At 57.8% G+C, this 20849-nt stretch carries 16 protein-coding genes and 1 pseudogene; 8 read left to right on the top strand and 9 right to left on the bottom strand.

What is annotated here, in order from left to right:
- The 4 genes and pseudogenes from ABJM11_RS09085 to ABJM11_RS09100 form a co-directional block, all read left to right on the top strand.
- Positions 1-105: pseudogene (locus ABJM11_RS09085) on the top strand (IS110 family transposase); the annotation flags it as partial.
- A 702-nt stretch (positions 106-807) separates the two neighbouring features.
- Positions 808-2931 carry an EAL domain-containing protein gene (locus tag ABJM11_RS09090; RefSeq protein ID WP_348297013.1) on the top strand — a complete coding sequence of 708 codons (2124 nt, stop codon included), beginning with the start codon at positions 808-810 and terminating at the stop codon, positions 2929-2931.
- Positions 2932-3046: 115 nt separating this feature from the next.
- Positions 3047-6745 carry an AsmA family protein gene (locus tag ABJM11_RS09095; protein WP_348297014.1) on the top strand — a complete coding sequence of 1233 codons (3699 nt, stop codon included), beginning with the start codon at positions 3047-3049 and terminating at the stop codon, positions 6743-6745.
- Positions 6735-7025, top strand: coding sequence for a BON domain-containing protein (locus tag ABJM11_RS09100; protein WP_348297015.1), 291 nt, complete (start codon positions 6735-6737; stop codon positions 7023-7025). Before ABJM11_RS09095 ends, ABJM11_RS09100 begins: the two co-directional genes overlap by 11 nt.
- Positions 7026-7031: 6 nt before the next feature.
- On the opposite strand, the gene ABJM11_RS09105 is transcribed toward ABJM11_RS09100, so the two are convergent.
- Both ABJM11_RS09105 and ABJM11_RS09110 read right to left on the bottom strand, forming a co-directional pair.
- Positions 7032-8156, bottom strand: a complete 1125-nt coding sequence (locus tag ABJM11_RS09105; protein WP_348297016.1) for a phosphatase domain-containing protein — start codon at positions 8154-8156, stop codon at positions 7032-7034.
- Positions 8157-8259: 103 nt separating this feature from the next.
- Positions 8260-8496, bottom strand: coding sequence for a hypothetical protein (locus ABJM11_RS09110; RefSeq protein WP_348297017.1), 237 nt, complete (start codon positions 8494-8496; stop codon positions 8260-8262).
- A 117-nt stretch (positions 8497-8613) separates the two neighbouring features.
- Between ABJM11_RS09110 and ABJM11_RS09115 the strand changes: the two genes are divergently transcribed.
- Positions 8614-9573, top strand: a complete 960-nt coding sequence (locus ABJM11_RS09115) for a LysR family transcriptional regulator (RefSeq protein WP_348297018.1) — start codon at positions 8614-8616, stop codon at positions 9571-9573.
- 26 nt (positions 9574-9599) lie between these two features.
- On the opposite strand, the gene ABJM11_RS09120 is transcribed toward ABJM11_RS09115, so the two are convergent.
- Positions 9600-10250 (bottom strand): TIGR02117 family protein, encoded by a 651-nt coding sequence (locus ABJM11_RS09120; protein ID WP_348297019.1) that lies wholly within the window; start codon positions 10248-10250, stop codon positions 9600-9602.
- 50 nt (positions 10251-10300) lie between these two features.
- Between ABJM11_RS09120 and ABJM11_RS09125 the strand changes: the two genes are divergently transcribed.
- Complete coding sequence (locus ABJM11_RS09125; RefSeq protein ID WP_348297020.1) at positions 10301-11998, top strand: CocE/NonD family hydrolase; 1698 nt, start codon at positions 10301-10303, stop codon at positions 11996-11998.
- A gap of 77 nt (positions 11999-12075) precedes the next feature.
- Positions 12076-13296: a cation:proton antiporter gene (locus ABJM11_RS09130; protein WP_348297021.1), complete on the top strand. Its 1221-nt coding sequence runs from the start codon at positions 12076-12078 to the stop codon at positions 13294-13296.
- Positions 13297-13377: 81 nt separating this feature from the next.
- Here the strand turns inward: ABJM11_RS09130 and ABJM11_RS09135 are convergent, their stop codons facing one another.
- Positions 13378-13539 (bottom strand): CCGSCS motif protein, encoded by a 162-nt coding sequence (locus tag ABJM11_RS09135; RefSeq protein WP_348297022.1) that lies wholly within the window; start codon positions 13537-13539, stop codon positions 13378-13380.
- Positions 13540-13739: 200 nt separating this feature from the next.
- Between ABJM11_RS09135 and ABJM11_RS09140 the strand changes: the two genes are divergently transcribed.
- Entirely contained in the window at positions 13740-14564 is an 825-nt protein-coding gene (locus ABJM11_RS09140) for an HAD family hydrolase (RefSeq protein ID WP_348297023.1), read from the top strand.
- 47 nt (positions 14565-14611) lie between these two features.
- On the opposite strand, the gene ABJM11_RS09145 is transcribed toward ABJM11_RS09140, so the two are convergent.
- The 5 genes from ABJM11_RS09145 to ABJM11_RS09165 form a co-directional block, all read right to left on the bottom strand.
- The gene (locus ABJM11_RS09145) at positions 14612-16735 is read right to left on the bottom strand and encodes an EAL domain-containing protein (RefSeq protein WP_348297024.1); all 2124 of its coding nucleotides are present in this window, start codon (positions 16733-16735) and stop codon (positions 14612-14614) included.
- A 275-nt stretch (positions 16736-17010) separates the two neighbouring features.
- Positions 17011-18084, bottom strand: a complete 1074-nt coding sequence (locus ABJM11_RS09150) for a class I SAM-dependent methyltransferase (protein WP_348297025.1) — start codon at positions 18082-18084, stop codon at positions 17011-17013.
- Between the two features lie 111 nt (positions 18085-18195).
- Positions 18196-19227 carry an AraC family transcriptional regulator gene (locus ABJM11_RS09155; RefSeq protein WP_348297026.1) on the bottom strand — a complete coding sequence of 344 codons (1032 nt, stop codon included), beginning with the start codon at positions 19225-19227 and terminating at the stop codon, positions 18196-18198.
- Between the two features lie 53 nt (positions 19228-19280).
- Positions 19281-19883, bottom strand: coding sequence for a VTT domain-containing protein (locus ABJM11_RS09160; protein WP_348297027.1), 603 nt, complete (start codon positions 19881-19883; stop codon positions 19281-19283).
- Between the two features lie 18 nt (positions 19884-19901).
- Positions 19902-20714, bottom strand: a complete 813-nt coding sequence (locus ABJM11_RS09165; RefSeq protein ID WP_348297028.1) for a DUF1206 domain-containing protein — start codon at positions 20712-20714, stop codon at positions 19902-19904.
- Between the last annotated feature and the right edge of the window lie 135 nt (positions 20715-20849).

The raw sequence follows: 20849 nt of genomic DNA on the forward strand, positions 1-20849 counted from the left end.
AAGTCAAAGATGAGCGCACTTGGGGCCGCGATGAGAAAGCTGGTTCAGATCGCTTATGGTGTGCTTAAACACCAAACCCGGTACGACCCGCAATGGGCTGCGTGAGCTCATTGCAGATCGTCAGGACAGATGGTATCTACACCATTGTGGCCATGGCGTTGCGCCTGGGCGCGCATCTCGCCAGCGCTTCAGAAGGTAATGCTCATGAATAGGCGCACCTTACTCGCCGGTCTCGGCGCTGCAGCGACATGGCTCGGCCTCAGCGGTTGCACGCGGTTTCTACTGAACGAGCTCCCCCCTGAGAACGGCACTATAGCCGCGCCCGTAACACCGCTCAGTAAACAACTCGAGGAACTCGCAGATCCACTTTTCCGCGATTACTCGGCGGGCAGGTCTGTGGATGCGCTCCACTCGGAGTTGGCGCACAAAGGCGTCATCTCAGCACACCACGGAATAAACCATAGCGAGGTGATTGCTCTGGCCGGTCGTGAGCAGCTCCTTATCTATAAAGGCTTTTACTACACACGGACAGAGCTCGAGTTGTACGCCCTGGCGTATCTACATAGCGGTCAAAACCGGTTAACCCTCCCCCCTCGTTAGCAAGCAGGGCAAACGAGCCGCCCGTTTGTTCGGCCTCCAGGCGGGGCTGCGCCGGGCTCGCAGTATTCCCCATTCTGGACGCAGGTCTTCGCCCGACCGCACTAGCCGGGTTTTCCTGTTAATTCGGGCTCAGCGGGTGTACAAGTGCGCAATAACCTACTTAAGTAATAGCAGCAGGAAGGTTTTGGCCACACAGGATAAACGGCTATGAAGCTCACCGAATTCATTCGAACCCACATGAAAGAGATCCTTCAGGTCTGGGACTACGATGCGAAAGCCATCCTGCCCAACCCCGACCTGTCGCCAGAAGAGCTCAGAGACCACGTCGAACAGATCCTGCTGGGTATCGTGATAGAGCTGGAACGACCGGCGACCGGCCATGAGCGAGCCTCCCACTTTCACCCTGAGCACCCTGACTGTATTGAGTCGGCCCGGATTCACGGCGTGGAGCGATACAATCTGGGCGCTGATATCGTCCACGTAGCCAGTGAATTCGGTGCGCTGCGGCTGACGGTAGCCCAGCTCTGGCTGAACTCCCTTGACACCATTGAGCCGAGGGACATCGAGGATCTCAACCGCTTCAATAGCAAAATTGACAAAGCGCTGGCACAATCTGTTCACCGCTACGCTCTCGAAAAACAGAAGCAGGGCCGGCTGTTTGAGACCATGCTGTCCTCACTCCCGGACCCCTGCTATATCCTGAACCTGGACGGCACCTTCCTCTATGCCAACAGGGCCATGGCAGAATTATGTGATCTGCCCGCCGACCAGTTGCGTGGCAGACGCTTCGCCGAAATGCCACTCCCTGCCCACTACAATGACAATAATCAGTTGGAAAAGGTGGCTCATCAAAAAGAGCCGAGCCGCTGCGAAGTGGAGATTCCGTCAGCTCAGGGCAGCACTCGCATCTTCGAGTACGTCTATGCACCGGTGATTGATGACAGGGGGCAGGTGGAAGCGGTATCCGGCATTGGTCATGACATTACCCTGCGCAAGCAATCGGAAGCCAAAATCTGGCGCCATGCCAATTACGATTTGCTGACAAATGTGCCCAACCGTCGCCTTTTCAGAGACCGGCTGGATCAGCAAGTGGCCCATTCCGAACGCACTGGCGACCCTTTTGCCCTGCTGTTTATCGATTTGGATAACTTCAAGGTTATCAACGACCGATTGGGCCATGATGCCGGCGACGAAGTGCTGAAGCACGCGGCCAGGCGCATCAGTGCCTGCGTACGGCAGTCGGATACAGTGGCAAGAATGGGGGGTGATGAGTTCACGGTTCTGTTGCTGGATACCGGCAAACTGGCCTATATCAAGGACATTGCCAGGAATATTCTGGCGGAACTGGACCGACCGTTTCATGCTGGTGATGATGAGGTGAAAGCGCAAGGCAGCATTGGCGTTACCCTGTACCCGGAGGACGGCCATTCCAGCCAGCAATTATTGGGCAATGCCGACCAGGCCATGTATCTGGCCAAACAGTCCGGGCGCAACCAGGTCTGCTTTTATAACCAGATCATGGGGTACGCCCGCGAGGCCCGCCACCAGCTGGTCGCCGAACTTCGCCAGGCCCCGGAAAAGCTGCAGCTGGAGCTGTATTATCAGCCTATCGTAGAGCTGTCCAGCGACCGCATTGTGAAGGCAGAGGCACTACTGCGATGGCAACATCCTGAACGCGGCCTGCTGACACCGGGGAAATTTCTCGGGCTGGCTGAAGAAACGGGCCTGATGAGCGCTCTGGAGCACTGGGTGTTCGAGGCAGTAGCCGCGAGTACTGATCGCTGGACATCGTTGACGGGTTTACCGTTTCAGATCGGCATCAATACGTCTCCCATGCAATTCACACGCAGCACCCGGGACGAATTTCTTGAGGCCGACCTGGACGCCCTTGCCCGGACCGGGGCCACCGTGATACTCGAGATGCCGGAAAGTGTATTCCTGCAGAGCATGAAAAATCTTGGAGATCGTTTCTCTGAGCTCCAGAAAGCCGGTGTCCAACTGGCCCTGGACGATTTTGGTTCCGGACACTCGTCGTTGGCGTATCTGAAGCGATTTAATGTGAGTTATCTGAAGTTAGACCCGTCCTTCGTGCAGAACGACAACCCCGAGTTGGGAGGCCAGACCATCGCCGAGTCCATTATCGCGATGGCCCACAAGCTGGGCATTCAGGTAATTGCAAAGGGTGTGGAAACCGCGGAACAGAAGAAGTGGCTGAAAGAGGCCGGTTGCGACTTCGCTCAGGGCCATTACTTTTCCACGCCCCTGCCGATGGAGAAGTTCAGCGCACTGTTACACAACGGCAGCCGCCCTCCGGGGATGCTGAACGCATAAGGGCCTTGAGTGGTTTTCTGACAACGTACAGCCCCAACAAATTTCGACTATATTGAACGAAGGATAATCGCAATCCGATCCGGATTTTCGCCCATCCTTCGAGCCCGAGTCAGTCATGGATACGACTAACCGCGCGCCCTCAAAACCTCGATCCAGAGTTCTGCGGACGCTGGCTGCTCTCTTCGCACTGCTAATCCTCGCAGCTGTCACCGTTGAGCTGATGTCATGGAATTTTCTCAAGGCCCCGATCACCGATCGTGTCGAAGCCATAACGGGGCGCAAACTGGAGATCACCGGTGATATATCGTTGAGCCTCTTGCCCCGCCCGCGCCTTGAGGTGGGCGCTATAAAGCTGGCCAACGCCGACTGGGCACAGACGCCGGAAATGCTGTCCGCTGGTGGGGTTGAGCTTGAACCCTCCATCACCACACTCTTCAAGGGCAAACCGGCACTGAAATCCGTGACCATAAGGGAACCCACCCTCAACCTCGAAAGCCGCGAGGGAAAACCGGGCAACTGGGCTCTGCCTGCCACCAGGGAGCAGGATGAGGGCTCGGGGGGCGGGGAAAGCTCTGGCCCACCCCTCGCCGTCCAAAACCTTAATATTCACGACGCCAGAGTCCGTTACTTCACATCTGAAACGGAACAGCCGCAGGTACTATCGCTTGCCTCATTGACGCTGGCCCGAGACAGGATATCCCTGGACGGCGAAGCCATGCTCTGGTCGGGGAGCGAACGCCTGGTGATACCGGTCGAATTCTCGGCCGCTGCAGATCCGGGGTTTGCCGATAGCCAGTGGGGGTTATCTGATATTCAGGCCCGGGCGGGCGATGTTCGTATCGACGGCAACATGAGTGTGGACGCTGGCTCAAGCCCCTTGTCGGTAACCGGGAAACTGCACTCACCCTCCATCAGCGTGACTGAGATTCTGGCGGCACTGCCTGAATCCCAGGCATCCGACAAGCCCCCGACGGTGTCCATACCGGTGCTGCCGGACCTGCGGGGGGATCTCCATTTTGCCGTCGATCAGCTTATCGTGGAGCCAAAGACCTTTAACAATGTTGAGGCCAGGCTGCGCCCGGGCCGGCACAAACTGACGCTGGAGACGCTCAGTTTTGACGTGGGGGGAGGTCGTGGTGAGGCCAGGGCTCATCTGGTAAGTACCGCCGACTCCATTGCCGCGAAAGCCGCACTCGACGTTCAACAGGTTGCGATGGCTGACCATGGCGCGGACAAGAAACCCCTGAGTACCCTGGACGCCGAAATTGAACTCGGCCTCAACCAAATGCAACGAACTCCCTCCCTGCACCTGGGAACGCTTTTTGAGCACCTCGACATTGACGTTGCCAGGGCGTCCTACCGCGACCTGGTCCTCAACCTCGAGCAAGCCGGCGAAACGCGAACACCCGTACTCTCTGTAACCGGTAGTTTCCAGGGCAAGCCACTGGAGATGACCGTCGAGGGCGCGCCCCTGGCGGAACTGGCAGAAAGCGTGGAGAACTATCGGTTACAGGCACAGGCTCAAAGCGGTGAATTGCTCGCCTGGGCGGATACCCAGCTGGGGGCGCTGCTGACGCCCACAAGCTTCGCGGGCAACCTCGCGCTTCAGGGCGATGGTGGTCAGGATCTTGCCGCATGGATCGGCGCACCACTGCCCGCCCTGCCCGGGTATCGATTGTCGGGACGCCTGACCCGTGATGGGGAGCGCTGGTCTGTCACATCCCTCGATGGGCACGTCGGGGTCAGCAATCTGAGCGGCGAGTTCCACGTCCGCACTGCGGATCGACCCGTCGTAAATGTCGACCTTGAGGCAGACCGTATTGAACTTGCCCAGTTTATGGAAGAAAAATCACCGCGCGACACGTCACAGACCGCCGGGACTGAGCCGGACGATGGCGGTTCACCGCTGGCCGCCTTGCGTGCATTCGATGGCCAGTTGAACCTGAAGGCCGGCGTGTTGGTGCTGCCGGAGACACCGGAAATCACAAATCTTGACCTGTCCGCGAGCCTGGATGCCGGCAAGCTCCGCATTGAACCGCTGGACTTCCATGTTGCCGGGGGCAGTTGGGGCAGCTCTGTGGTAATGGATGCCGCCAGTCAACCTGCTTCGGGCACCATTGATACTGAATTCAGCGAGATCTCCCTGAGCCTGTTCGGGGACACTTTCACGCCACTCGAGGATCGCCTGGGCAAGCTTTCCGGCCAGCTTCACGTGGGTATTACCGAAACCCTCGCCGTAGATCAGAAAAAAGATCTGATACTGCCCTTTATCGGACGCCTCGTGTTCAAGTCCTCGCAGCTGACGTTTACAGATACGGAACACGACACAGCGATGGCGTTGAGTCTTCAGACCCGGGGCCTCGACGCTGACCGGCAACGCTTCCATATCGATGGCGACGGTAAGTATGACGGCTTGCCCTTCTCGCTAAGATTCCGTGGCGATCCCCTGTTAGCGGCCCGGGATCCAGACCGCCCCTATGCCCTTGAACTTACAAGCGATGTGGTTGATAGCCTTATCCAGGTCCAGGGCAGCATTCTGCGACCGTTGGCATTAAAGGGCCTGGATCTAGATCTGAGGGTGAAAGGCCCCAACCCTAGCCGCCTGAGCCGTCTATTGGGTCTGCCTCTGCCCGCCCTGCCCCCCTACTCCTTGTCCGGCGAGCTATCCTTCAAGGATGACCGCTGGGCATTCAACAATATCGAGGGGGACGTCGGTGACAGTGACCTTGGCGGAGAACTGGCGCTGGATATCAGTTCACGCCCGCCGTACCTGGCCGGAAAACTACACTCTGATTCCCTCGACCTGGCGGATCTTGGCGTACTGGCGGGTGTGGAATCGGAAGCTGCTGAAAAGGATGCCAACGCCGTTTCAAACGGGGGTGATGACGACCGGTTCGTGCTGCCAGATCAACCTCTGGTTACACCTGCCTGGCAAGACATAGCCGCCGAAGTCAGTTATCGGGGCAAATCCGTGCGGGCGGCTGACATCCCCCTGAGCGAAGTCGTCATCGATCTCGAGCTTGCGGACGGCCGCGCCCGATTCGAACCAGTGGGTTTCGGGGTGGGTGATGGTAAGGTGGACTTCAATCTGAACATCGACTCCAGACAGAAGCCTCCGGAAGGTACGCTGCAACTGGAGGTTCAGGCGGTCAATCTCAGCAAGGCGCTTGCAAGCTGGGAAATGGCCAGGGATAGCGCGGGCACAATCGGGGGCCAGGGTAAATTCTGGCTGACCGGCGCCTCCCTTGCTGATCTGTTCGGATCTGCCGACGGTGGCGCGGTGATGCTGATGACCGGAGGCAAGCTGGATGCCCTGATGGTCGAACTGGCGGGGCTGGATGCCGCCGAGTCCTTCCTGACCTGGCTCGGTGGAGAGGATACCATCCCGATCGATTGCGCCTATGTGGATCTGAAGACCCGGGCCGGTGTCGCCAGTATCGACACCCTGGCTGTCGATACCACGGATACCAGCTTTACCGGCACCGGGACCGTAAACTTCGATAACGAACGCCTGGACATTACCATTTTTGCTCACCCAAAGGATGTCAGTGCTTTGGCAGCAAGCACGCCGCTGCACCTCGGGGGCACATTCAATAGTCCCGAGCCCGGACTGAAAACCGGGGAACTGGGCAGGCAGATAGCCAGCGGTGCCGCTCTGGCGGCAGTGGCCACCCCGGTAGCTGCGCTTTTACCGCTACTGGACCTCGGCACGGGCGATGAGCTTCCGTACTGCGATGGCCTGGCGAGCCGGTCATCCGACGCCATCGAAAACAAACCCGAAAACAAAGGCGAGGCTGACGACAATGAAGGCTGACTTTCGTCACCTGGTGCTCTGGTTAATGCTTGTTAGTGGCTGCGCCACCATCGACGGCTCCGGTATGGCAGAACAGGATGCCGCAGAGGCAGTGCGGCTGAAGGCTGTTCTGCTTGAGGCGGATGACCTGGCCGGTTCTGCCATCGATGTCACAATACACGAGGATGAGATCCTGCTGGAAGGCTTTGTGGAAACAACCGCTCAACGACAGCGGGCCGAGGATCTGGTGCGGAAGAACAGCGAACTGAACAGTGTCACCAATGAGATCGTGGTGAAATAGCGATGATCAGTTCTCCTTGCGTTCCGCCTCGCTCTGTTCTTCACGCACCGCATTCACAGCGCGCTCAGCGATAAGTCCCTCCCTGGCCGCGTGCTCCGCCATGGCAACGTTGTCTGCCGCCAGTATGAGGTCACAGCCGGCTTCACGGGCCTCCCGGGCGAGCCTGTCGATGGCTTCCGAGCGTTCGGTTGTGTTGCTGACGTCGCGGATGTAGATACCCAACACACGGCCGGGATACTCCCGCAGAATGTGGCTGTAGATCTCCGGATCACGCTGCCCGGAATCACCTACCAGAACGAACCGCATGTCCGGGTATATCTCAAGGATGTGTCGGATCGCGTCCTGCTTGTGGGCCCTGGCCATCCGCGGCAACAGGCTGCCCCGCTTCATTCCCCACTCCCGCAGGATCAGGATCGGCTTACGGGGCAACCGGTTGCGGCGAAAGACCTCCACCAGCACCTGATAAATGCTCCAGGGTGCCCGGGAAACATAGAACAGCGGGTTTTCCTCGTCATCAACGCGGCCGGCATGGAACGCCTGATACAGGGCCGGCACGCCCGGGAAGACCACCCGGCTTTCAGCTCCCTGGGCAAACAGGCGACACATCATCATGAACGTATTGGCCACCCCGGTGTAGACCACGGTATCGTCTATATCGCTGATGACGCCATAACGGGCGCTGGGCAGAGGGGTGAAGAACTCGCCCGTAGTCGTTGCGCGCTCATCGACCGGTTTGTCCAACGACAGTTCCATCTCATGCCAGGAAACATCCGATGGCATGGTGCCCAGTTCCATATCGACCCGAAAGTAACCCTCCCGGTCGGTATGAACAAACGAGTTGGTATCCTTATACCGTATCCGGATGCGGGCTCCGACGATAGGCTTACGAAGCAGCCTGCGGGTCAGGTCAATGAGGTCCCGCCGCAGTCGATCCTCTCGCCAGGAGGCGCCGAAGTGCGGCTGCCGGAATACCCTTCCGATCAGGAAAACCCGGTTGCGTGAGCCATAACCCCGATAGGCCTGTATAAACAGTCCGCCGCGACCATTGTCGCCCTTCACAGGCGCCGCCAGAATGTGGATGCCACGGCGAAAAGATCGCATGTAGCGGTGCAAGCGGCTCTTAACGGACATCAAACCCTCTTTGGAAGCAGTTAGGTTGGCCGGCTTTGCTCTGTTCTGTTTCAGGTTACCCTCCCTGGTACTCATATTCATTTTTCGTCGGTTTGCCCTGTCGTCATCGAGTGATGAAGGTGCTCACACGGTAAATGATAGCCCGGACCACGTCTCGTCGCGCCTGGCGCTGGTCCCGCTTTACCTGTTCAAGGTTAACCCCGCCCATTCCGGACCGGTATCTGGTCGGTATGCTTCCCTCGAACGAGTCTTCGGTTTTCGGGGCGGATACGTCATCATTATCGCGAAGAGCTAACGGATTGCCACCATGAAAGTACTTTATTTCTTCTGAAATCAACATGTCTCTGACCTCCCTTGCCCCGCATCTGGTAGTGGAGCACGCTGGTTATCTGTAGGTTCAGGTACATGCTAATATTGTTCTAAACTGCAAACTATTCCTAAAAATCGAGTACAGACTTTGCAAAAACGGACAGGAAAACAACCCGACCACTCCTCTGTTGCCCCTCAGAAGGTCCGCAGTCATCTGGCGTGGAGTGACTTTGAAACCGTGCTCGCAATCGCGACTGCCGGCTCGCTCTCCGGCGCCTCCCGGGCACTGGGGGTAAGCCATGCCACGGTTTTCCGGCGGCTGGGTGATATTGAACAACGCCTGGGGGTGATTCTCTTTGAGCGAAGCCGAACCGGGTACCGGCCAACTCTCGCGGGAGAAGAACTTGCCGACACCAGCAGAGTTATGGATGAGGCTGCCCTGGCTGCCGAACGTAAAGTCGCCGGCCGTGACCTGCAGCCCAGTGGAGAAATCTGGACCACCACCACGGACTCGCTGCTGATGGGACTGCTGGCGCCGCTGTTCACGCAATTCCGGGACAAGTACCCGGGCATCGTGCTGGATGTTGCGGTTTCCAATCAGTTGTTCAATCTCACACGCAGAGAGGCGGACGTAGCCATTCGCCCGTCCAACCGCCCGCCAGAAAACCTGATCGGCCGCCCGCTGACAACCATTGGCCAGGCGGTCTACGCCCACAGAAGCCTCGGCCTGACTCCGGGTTCACCCATCGAAACCTTGGGCAGTCAGCCCTGGATTGGTGCCGGGCCGCGCCTGCAGGACTCCGCCGTAGACCAGTGGATGAGCAGCTACACTCTGAAAGAGGCCTGTGTCTACCGGGTGGATACGCTGGTCAGCATCCTCAGTGCCGTCCGCTCCGGCATGGGACTGGCCGTGATGCCCTGTTATCTGGCGGACGAAGATCCCGACATTGTCCAACTCACAGACCCCATTCCCGAGCTGCAATACGGCCTGTGGTTTCTGATGCACCCGGACTTGCGGGGCGTGGTGCGGATTCATGCCTTGATGGACTTTCTGACAGAGACGGTCCGGGCCCAGAAAGAGCGCCTGGCCGGGCCCCTTATAGGTTAGTTTCGTTGAAGAACGCCTGGGGCACTTTAACGGGTGCAGGCTTTTCGATTATCCGCGACAAAAGCCATGACGCTATCGGCGGTCAGTTTGAACGTCGGCGATATATCCATTCCCGCACTCTTTAACGCTTTCGCGGCCCATTTGTTGCTGGTATTGAGCAAATGGTACCGGCCTTCGCCCTCATAGAACTGACTGTTGCCGTAGAGGCCGCGCTTGAGTTCCAACAGGTTTCCGGCGCCGTCACGGGTAAAGCTGCTGGACAGGTATTGCGCCAGGGATTCGGCTTCTTCAGCACTGAGGCACGTGCGGACCACCCTGCTCACGGGGAAGTATTCAGCCGGGGAAGCCGGCAGCGCGACTACGTGCACAACGGCTCCACGCGACCAGACGATAGCCCGAAGAGTCACCGCTGTTGTAATCTCATGTGCCTGATAGAATCCCTCATCACCCCAACCTATTTCGTAATACTCAGCCCCGGCAAAGCGCCCCTCAAGCTCCGGGATTACCGCGTTCAGTTCTTCTGCGGCTATCGCAATTCCCACATGCCAGCCGTGGCTCACCACGAACACGTTGCTGGCACGGGGACTGGCAGCGTCAACATCCGGCTCAACGGCATAAGGTTTTGCGGAGCATCCGTAAATAGCGAACAAAACAAAAAGAAGGCCGGCTGCTTTCATTCTGATGTCCCTTTGAGTCAGAGTGTGTGGATTACAAACAGTGTGGTGTTATGACATCTCTCAGAATCTGGTTACTGCTTGTTTTTGCGCTGGTGTCCGGCTGCGCAAGCATTGACCCTCTCGAACGTTACAAGGATACCGGCTCCGCCACGGTCCTGTCGCAAACCTCGTATCATACGGACATTGTGGCCCATGACGGGACCGTTCTCAGGGCCACCGTGTTTCAGCCCGCCCTGGAGCCCGGTGTCGCAGCACCCGTCATTATCCATACCCATGGTTTCGGTGCCTTCCGCGCGCCCCGCCGCTTCTCCATCTATGGCCAACTGGTGCTCTCCGGGCAAGCTGCAATGGCGGCGTGGGACTCGGGTTACTGGGTGATTTCCTACGACCAAAGGGGCTTTGGAGACAGTGAAGGCAAGGTGCAGTTGATGGACCCGGACTACGAGGTACGGGACTTCATCACCGTCCTTGACTGGGCCGATGAGCACCTCCCCCGGGTTCGCCGTGCGCCTGATGGCGACCCCTACCTGGGCGCCATCGGTGAAAGCTACGGTGGTGCTGTTCAGATTCTCGCCAGCATGCAGGACCCACGCCTTGACGCCATTGTGCCCATCGCCACCTGGTATAGTCTGCAGGAGGCCCTGGCGCCAAATAATGTCGTCCAGAGCTTCTGGCCCTTCGCCCTGGACTGGCTGGGCACCCTCGGTAGCGGCTTTGATTTTGATCTGATCAACGAAACCAGTTACCAGGCCGCCCTCTCCGGTCATATCGATAGCGCAACCACCCTGGACCTGAACCGGCGTAGCCCCGCTGAGTATTGCACCACCGGCCAGGGCATTCAGGCAGATGCGCTGTTCATCCAGGGCCTGCGTGATGTGCTGTTTCCCCTGAACCACGGTCTGGCCAACTGGAACTGTGCCCGCGAGGCCGGACAGGATGCGTATCTTGTGGCGATCCAGGACGGCCACATTATGCCCTGGCCCTTACAGACATTTTCAGGAATGCCACTCTTCAACACCCAGGCGGACGTCCGATGCGGCCCCTACGAGACCACGGCCATTGCGATGGTGCTGGCGTTCTGGGACGAGAAACTCAAAGGCATAACGGCCTCGCGCCCCCGGCACTGCCTGACCTTTGGCTTCGGCGAACCAATGCCTTCGGCTGACTTGATTCTGGAACACGGCGGTCGGAATTTCAGAGTGCCTGAAACCCCGGTAAAACTTGGGTCTAGCGGAAGGCTGGAGCTACTGCTGCAACCATGGGACTGGTTGAAAGGCTGGTTCACCCCCGCAACCAGCGTGCCCCCAGCGGCAGAGCAGCCAGTGACCGGAGGAGTGCTGAGGCCGGCATTTATTCCCCTTTACCGGGCCCGGGAAGGGGATTTTCTGGCCGGGGTTCCTCACCTTCAGCTTGTAACCTCTGCTCAACCCGGCGGGGAAGAAGGCGTCTTGTTCGCGGGCCTTGGCGTGCGCCGGCCCGGGTCACCCGTCATTGAGGTGATTCATGAGCAATTCACCCCCGTACGCGTTCCCGCAGTTCAGCACACTGCCATGGCGGGTGTGGTGTACCCCTTGGCCGCTGACGAGACACTGGGCCTGGTGCTGCAGGGCTTTACCGGGGCTTACTTCAGTCGCGGGAAAGGCTGGGGAGACCAGGCCCGGGCTGGCGGCTCGATAACGCTGCCATTGCACCGTCCGCCTGACGAGCCGAGCGCGATTCAATACATCCACATCAATGGCAGCCCTTGAAGTCCGGAAATTGGGGGTCAAACTAACAGAGCACTATTGGTCTTTTCCGAACTCCAAACCGCAAGGAGGCGTAAAGCGTGAGCGAACTGAACATCGCCCTGGCGCTGATCGGTGGGACGGTCCTGATTACCGGGCTGGTTTCCCGCCCCTTGAACCGAAGTATCCTGTCGCTGCCGTTGCTCGCCTTTCTGCTGGGGGTACTGGCAGGCCCGGTATTGGGCTGGCTGCACCCTGCCAGTTGGGGGCATGAGATGAAAATTCTGGAGGAAGTTGCCCGGGTAAGCCTGGGGGTCAGCCTGATGGGCATCGCCCTGCGTCTGCCGCCAAGATTCGTATTCGACCGTGTTCGCGCTCTGACGGCTATTCTGGTGCTCGGAATGCCCCTGATGTGGATAATAAGCAGCGGATTGGCACTGGGGTTTCTCGACGTGGCGCTAATGACTGCGCTTATGCTGGGAGCTTCAGTGTGTCCTACCGACCCCGTCGTCTCCAGTTCGATTGTCACAGGTGGGGTGGCAAACGAAAACCTGCCTGGCCGTTTCCGCCATACCCTGTCCGCAGAGGCAGCGCTTAATGACGGACTGGCTCTGCCCCTTGTCATGTTGCCGATTCTGCTGATCAAAAGTTCGGACACCGCGCTACAGGAATGGCTTGTCCACGTTCTCGGCTGGCAAGTATTGGGGGGCGTTGCGATCGGCTCCATGCTCGGCTACCTGGCCGGTAAGGCTCTGCGCGCGGCGGAGGCCCGCGATCTGATCGACCAACCCTCCTTCCTGGTGACCACCCTGGCGCTGACATTGCTGGCCCTGGGTGGCGCCAAACTCCTGGGAACGGATAGCATTCTGGCGGTATTTGTTACCGGCATCGCCTTTGATCAACAGGTAGGAGGCAAAGACCGTAGCGAGGAGAGCGAAATTCAGGAGGCGGTAAATATGTTCCTCACTCTGCCAGTTTTCATGCTGGTGGGGCTGATGATCCCCTGGTCTGACTGGCTGAGTTTGGGCTGGGCCGGGCTCGGGCTGGCGCTAGCGATACTGGTGTTGCGACGCCTGCCGGTGATACTGCTCCTGCGCCCTGCCGTGCGACCATGGCGGGACCTGCCGGTAGCTTTCCTGGCTGGCTGGTTCGGGCCAATTGGGGTGGCAGCAGTTTTCTATTCCATGCTGGTATACCGAGAAACCGGCAATGAGACGGTCTGGGTGGGCGCCAGTCTGCTGATGGCGGCCTCCCTGGTTGTGCATGGTATGACCGCCGCACCGATTGCGAAATACTTCGGCCGTCGCTATGGGAAGCGTTAGAAAGATCTGAAAAGGCGCCGTGGCCCCCCGCCCGATTGGCCGGGGCCCTTTTGTAAGGTGTCTGGCAGACGCCCGGCGTGGTTAGGAGCAGGAGCCGCAGCAGAAATCCTTACCATGCTCGCCTTTGTTCAGGGCTTCCTCCTGGCTGGCCTCGACCTGTTCGTTTGCCTCGGCACTTTGCGCTGCTGCCGACCCGGTTTCTGTTTCCTCTTTTTTAACGATGTTCAGAAATGACAATGACATGGGAGTTCCTCTATGGCGGAGATTTAAAATACATTTCACATGAATCTTATAGCTCCCCCTGGGTCTGGTCAAGCTCTGTGAAGCGCAGCTGCCCGTTAGGCAGATTTATTTTTACAGACTCCCTCCTATGCCGCTATCTTGACGGTACCCGACTCGATAACAATTCAGGCAGAAATTGCTGCAACGAAGGCGGACAAACAATGCAATGCGCTTTGGTCTATGACTTCGATGGTACGCTCGCAAAAGGCAATTGCGCCGAACACGGGCTGATGCCGACGCTGGGATTAAGTGACAAGGAGGACTTCTGGCCAGAGGTCCGCCGAAAGAACCTTGAACGGGATGGCGACGAGATTCTCACCTACCTGGGAGAATTGGCCCTGAGGGCCCGCGATGTCAACAAACAGGCTGAGCTGACCCCTGAAAGGCTGCGGATGCATGGGGAGTCCATACCGCTGTTCCCCGGTGTAGAAAACTGGTTTGACGCAATCAACCGCTTTGCCAGTGACCATGGAATCGCACTGAACCATTATGTGGTTTCAAGCGGCCTGGAGGAGATGATTCACGGCACGAAGGTGGCGAAGCATTTCAAGAAGATATTCGGTTGCCGCTACCACTACGACGACAAAACCGGCTTCGCCAAGTGGCCCGCCGTTGCCATTGATTACACCACCAAAACCCAGTATCTGTTTCGTATCAACAAGGGTATTGAGAACAGCTGGGATAACGTCAAAATAAACGAATACACCGAGCCCCATGAGCGCCCTTTTCCGTTTGACCGGGTCATCTACTTTGGCGACGGAGACACTGACATTCCGGCCATGAAGATGGTAAAGACCCAGGGAGGGTGCAGCATCGCGGTATTCGACGGGGACAAATGGGGTGAGCGCCATACCCAGGAAAAGATCGAGAAGCTGATTTCCGAAGAGAGAGCAAGCTATGTGGTGCCCGGCGATTACACCACCGGAAGCCAGCTGGATGTTACTGTCAGGGGGATTCTAAGGTTGTATGCGCGAAAACACCGTTAGCCGGTAGTCGCTGGAATGACAAGGTAGGGGCGTGGCTCAGACCGTATTCAGGAAGGCGTTTTCTGACGTTCCTGGCTGAGCAATGCTTCGAAATCTTCCTGGCACAGCGGCCTGGAAAACAGAAAGCCCTGGGCATAGTCACAGCCGGCGCGGGACAGGAACTCCAATTGCTCGTCTTTTTCCACACCCACACCAACAACCCGGATGTCTATTGCGTGAGCCATAGCGATTATGGCCTTCAGGATACGGTCAGCATCCCCACCCTTGCCGGCATTATTGATTAACTCTCGGCCTACTTTGACACTGTCCATCCTGAATTCTTGAAGAGCCCTCAGTGAGAACGGTTCCATTCCAAAATCGTCGATTGCCAAATCCAGTCTCAACCCGGCCAGACTGAAGCTTTTGACCAGGTCGAAACCGGAGGCACGAATATTGGAGAGGGAGGCCGGGGTCAGTTCCATGATGATCCGGCTCTCATTGAGGTCAGCTTGCGTCAACCGTTCTTGCCACTGGTCCACAAGACTTCGGGTGAAAAAGGAGGCTGGTGATTCGTTGATATTGACCGGAAAGGGCTCGCCATTCAGATGGCGCCACCGGAGTGAACAGTTAACCGCCTGCGCCAGTACGTAGCTGTTGATGCTGTCCGTCATGCCACTTTGTTCACTAACGCTGAGAAAGGCAGAAGGAGGCAACAGGCCCTTGTAAGGATGATTCCATCGGAGCAAAGCTTCTGCTCCGGCTATCGCCCCGGTACGGATATCAATTATAGGCTGGTAGTAAACCTGCAGCTGATTTTCGCTGAGCGCAGCGTCCAGCTCCCTGTTTAACCGCATATGCTCTGACTCGCTATGCGCCATCCAGGATTCGTAGACCTGCACCTGGTGCCCTCCCTGCTCTTTTGCAGCGTACATGGCCTGATCGGCATTATGCATGAGCTGGTCGATATCTCTGCCGTCATCGGGGAAAACTGTCAGGCCAATACTGCCGGATATGTGTACCCGATGGGAATCAACGTCAAATACTCCTTCGAGACTGGCAAGAAGACTCTTGGCTGTATGTATCGCACCGTCCCTGTCCGTCTCTTTCAGGACCAGGGTGAATTCGTCTCCGCCCAGCCGCGCCACGGTGTCCATTGCACGGACGTTGCTGTTTATTCGTTCAGCCACCTTCGCAAGAAGCTGGTCACCGCCCCTGTGGCCAAGCTGGTCGTTAGCTTGTTTGAACCGATCCAGGTCGATGAAAAGCAGCGAAAAAGAGGTGCCCCTTCGTTCGGCTTCGAGCAGGTTCTGCTCAAGCCGGTCAAGGAACAACCGCCGGTTAGGCACACCGGTAAGCGAATCATAATTTGCGCTGGTCCAGACCTGGTGTTCGGCCTGTTTGCGTTCCGTGATGTCCCGTGAGGTCTTGGCGACGGCTTCTACTTCGTACTGATCGTTAAACACTGGAACAAGCTGGCAGTCAAAGTATCTGTCTGCCCCGGACGGTATTGTGCAGTGGAACTCCCTGCGCTGGAACTGGCCAGTAACAACAGTTTCGGCAATAGCATCGTGCAGGTCTGGTGCAAAGCCCAAGCCCAGTTCAAGCGGAGTTTTGCCAATAGCATCATGGATTGGCATGCCGGCCACATCAGCCATCGGAACGTTGAGAAAAAGAACTCTTGCATTGGGATCGAATATGGCAGAGGGATCGGGGGAAACTTTCAGCATGGCATCAAACAGGCGTGTTTCCTGTTCTTTACGGACGGAGTAGCTTGCCACCGAGTCGGAGATCAACTGATCGATAGCCTCGATGAAACGCAACAATTCGCCAATGTCGTTGGCAGTGAGGCCCTGCTCCGCGTCACGCCAGTCCTGCATAACGCGCACCCGCAGAGCCCGCAACTCCTGTATCATCTGAAGCATGGAGAGCCCTTGATTATGGCGCTCTGAACCATGCTTTCTAGCAGCTATCGAAACCGGGGAACTGGCGGTGTTTTCCGCGATACGCGCCGACTCTCGATCGGTCTGCGGAGTCTGGAGATCTTTAGTTACGAACTCCAGCATTTCACGGGCGTGATCTTCGAGGGCGCGGCTGTCCTCGCCCCTCAATTCCGGTGCAATTTCCACCGCAGCCTCTTCCCAATCTTTGAGAAGTTGCTCCATTTCCGTCTGGATAAACTGGGCCAGCTTCATAGCGAGGGGCCTCCTCCGTGATAGGCTGACCGATGCGAACGTAGTCCATACTCGTCTGCATCCTGGGCCTGCGTAGCCGGCACAACATGGTTTCGAAAAACGATGTCAGGGTAAATACAGCAAAAAAACACAATGAGTATATTTATGAGCACCGGCGGAGGCAACTTTCTGAAGGAGTATGGGGCTTCACGTTCTGCAAAAGATTCCGCAACGCTTTGCTTTGGAAGAGGCAATGGTTCCGGAGGCGACTGCCCCCGGAACCATTATCACTAACGTCAGCGACGCGCTTCCAGCACGATATTGAACGGCGTTTCCGCCGCCCTGCGTACGGTACTGAAACCACCATCTCTGATAACTTCGGTGAGCTTGCGCTCTCCAGCCTGGGCTCCAAGCGCGAAGCCGGTATTCTGCGCCAGTGCCGTCGGCACGCAGATACTGGTTGAGGCGGCGTAGAACAACCGTCCTACCGGATTGAAATTGTCGCTGAGCTCATCGGCGGCCATTGGTTCAACCACCATCCAGGTGCCATCCGGTTTGAGCTGGTCAAGGACGTGCGCGGCCGCCCCGACAGGGTCTCCCATGTCGTGCAGGGCGTCAAAGCAGGTTACCAGATCAAAATCACCGTCTCCGAAATCGCTTGCCGTAGCCTGTTCAAAGCGTACCCGGCCCGGGTCCAGGCCGTGCTCATCACGATGCGCATTTGCTGCATCGATGGAACCGCCATGGAAGTCATACCCGACAAAGATCGAGTTGGGAAACGCAGCCGCCATCAACAGCGTGGAATGGCCGTGGCCGCAGCCAAGATCCGCTACCTTCGCGCCGCGCTCCAGTTTTTCGACCACACCATCCAGCGCCGGCAGCCAGCTCTGAACCAGGTTGTGCATGTAGCCCGGGCGGAAGAATTTGGCAACAGCGCAGAACATGCAGTGGGCCTGGTCGCCCCAGGCGACGCCCTGCCCCGTCCGAAAACCCTCCCGTACCTTGGGCTCGTTTTCCAGGGTCGTGAAGACATTCTCGAAGCCGCCAATCATGTACACGGGGCTGTCTTCATCCGCAAACACCATGGCTTGTTCCGGGGGTAGCCGGAAGCGTTTGGTCGCCTGGTCATACTCCAGGTAATTCGAGGCCGCGTGGTGAGCCAGCCATTCGCGCAGATACCGCTCTGAAAAGCCGGTTCGCTCAGCCAGTTCGGTAGATGTTGCAGGTCCTCCCTGCTGCAACTCCCGATACAGGCCCAGCTGATCGCCAATCTTGACCAATGCCGCGCTGTAAGCGCCACCAAGATCCCCCAGAACCTGCCCTACAAAGGCGTTGAGCCTGTTTTCATCAAATGTTTGAGTCGCTTCCATGAACTTTCTCCCACCAATAATAAAGGTATGACACTGTCACAACGGACATCTCTATAGTGAGAGAGTTTGTATTCCGGCTGAATGATCATCCGTCCGGCGTTTATGACTGAATTACCGAACCTGTTGAAGGGACCGTTCTCGACGCCACATTGCCGGGGGCTGTCCGACGGCACGTTTGAAGGTACGGCTGAAGGCTTCTTCCGACTCGTACCCCACCTCGCGGGCGATGGTGATCATCTTGGCGTTGCTTTCCACCAGCAGGTTGGAGGCAACCTGCATGCGCCAGCACCTCAGATACTGCATGGGAGGCTGCCCCACCAGTTCGACGAACCGGTCTTGTAGCGCGGATCGTGACAGGCCGGCGTGACTGGAGAGTTTTTCCAGTGTCCATGCCTCTGCAGGCTGACCATGCATCACGCTGAGCACCCGGCCTACATGCCGATCACGCAGCGCGGCGAGCCAGCCGGTCTGGCTTTCTGGCATGGTGCTGAGATAGAGCCGGATGAGATCAACGAACATCATTTCACTCATCCGCTCCAGAACGGCTTCGCCGCCAGGCCTGGCACTGCGGGACTCGGTTTCTGCGAGCCGGGCAAGCTGGCCTGCCCAGCTGTCGACTGACAGCTCGCTGGCACGGGCATGAATGACTCTTGGCAGTGCGGAGAGCAGTGGATTGAAAGGGCCACGGTCACACCCCAGGAAACCGCACAGCAAGGTCGCACTGGGCGGGTCTGATGCGGTTTCGGGGCAAGGTATCGCCGGTTGAATGTGCCGGTCATCCTGTTGACGAACCATGAACGGTAAGCCTTCCCGCTTCTTCAGGTTGGCCATCAGGAATGGGAGATCAGGCTCTGCACGTAAGCCGGGAACACTGGACATCACGTGGGCGTCACCGTGGGGAAAGAGGATGACATCGCCCGCACTCATCTGGAACTGTGGCTCCCCGGTTATGCCGGCCCAACAGGTTCCGCCCAGTACAATATGATATTCCATCATGTGTTCCGAGGCCGGCATCACCGCACTGGAAATCAACACGGAAGCTGGTGCTTCGGTCACCCAGGACCCGACACACTCGACATTGAAAAAAAGCGCGCCACGCAGGCGAATGCGGCGAAGTAACCCGGAAAGCACATCCTCAGTCATGATTGTTGCTCCTTGCTCCCATTCAACCATAACCGGGCAAAAAAATCGCTTTCCTACATTATTCGGTTCGCCAGCGCCTGCATCCCCAGTGAGATGGCAACCAGCCCCCCTGCAGCGGCAAGGCTGGCTGTTACCGCATGGCGACGCCAGAGATATTCAGCCCGACGGCCGAAGCGCAGGATCAACCATGCCAGGCCGTAATACCGGATACCGCGGGCTATCAGAGCTGCCAGCACAAACAGGTAGATCGGGTAGCCGGAAACGCCGGCCGTGATCATGGCGATCTGGAAGGGAATGGGCACGATCCCTATGGCGAGTATGGCCACAAATCCGTACTGGTCGAAGAATGACTGGAACGACTGGTAACCGCTTTGCATTCCCATACTCTCGATGAACCAGGTGCCTACGGACTGGTACAGTGCCATGCCCACCCCATAGCCCACCAATGCCGCTGCCAGGCAGCCAAGTGTGGTGGCGGCGGCCAGGCGCCAGATGCGATCCCGGTTGATCGCCATAAGAGGAATGAGCACCACTTCGATCGGTATCGGCACGATAATGGTTTCCAGGAAGGACACCACCGCCAGCAGCCACATCATGTGGCGGGAGCCGTTAATGCGCTGAAACCATCGTTGTGCTCGCCTGGATTTGAAGCTCATGATGCCGGGCGCTCCGTCCTATGGATTGATGCGGCGGTATACCGCCTCCAGCATGCTGTAGATGCCAAAAGCAAACAAACCCAAGGCGACCAGAGCCAACAGAAACTGACCGAATGCCTGGTTCCGCAGCGTGCTGAACACTTCGGCAATCCCGCCGGCTTCATCGGGGTCCAGCTGGTAGGCCGCCATGATGAAAAAGCTTCCGACAAGCACGAATACCAACCCCCGGATTATCAGGCCAAAGCGGCACACCGGATAGGCCCAGTACTGGACAGGCTTTGGCATATCGAAGTGACGGTCAAATTTCGTTTTCACGGCCTTGATCACGTGGGCGACACCCACTCCCGCAAGCGCTATCCCCACCCCTGCCAGCAGCCATCGACCGAACGACTGGCTTATCAGCCAGGTGGCCATATCTTTGGACCCGCCTTCCGACCCGCCGGACGAACCGCCCAGCGTGAAAATCAGGCTGGCAGCGAAAACTGCGAGCATGGTATGGGTTATGGCACTGACAAAGAGGCCGGAGCGAATCACGATGCCTTTGGCCGCAGTGCCGTGGTGGTCAGCATCCTTGACTGCCTGGATGGCGCGCCACAGACCAAACCCCAGCAGGCCAACCACCATGATTCCGAGCAGTAGGTCGCCCAAGGGCGCTAACATGATGCGCTCCAGGGCACCACGGCTGCCGGTGGTCTGTCCGCCCTGCCCCAACACAGCCAGAGCAGCCAACCCGCCAACCAGAAGATAGACAATCCCCCGCGCTCCATAACCTGCCCGTGCCAGGATGACGATTGCATCGCGGTGATCGGGGTTAATTCTATTGGTCGCCATAACAATTCCCTGTTTACGATGGCAATGTGCCGGGGATGAATCTCCACAGTAACCGAGCTGCTATAGTAACTCTAGTTGATGGACGGCTGCCTTGGGTAACCGATAGCGCCATCACCTGACTAATCCTTTGAGGAG

The organism is Marinobacter sp., from assembly GCF_039977835.1.
In the GTDB taxonomy this organism is placed as follows: domain Bacteria; phylum Pseudomonadota; class Gammaproteobacteria; order Pseudomonadales; family Oleiphilaceae; genus Marinobacter.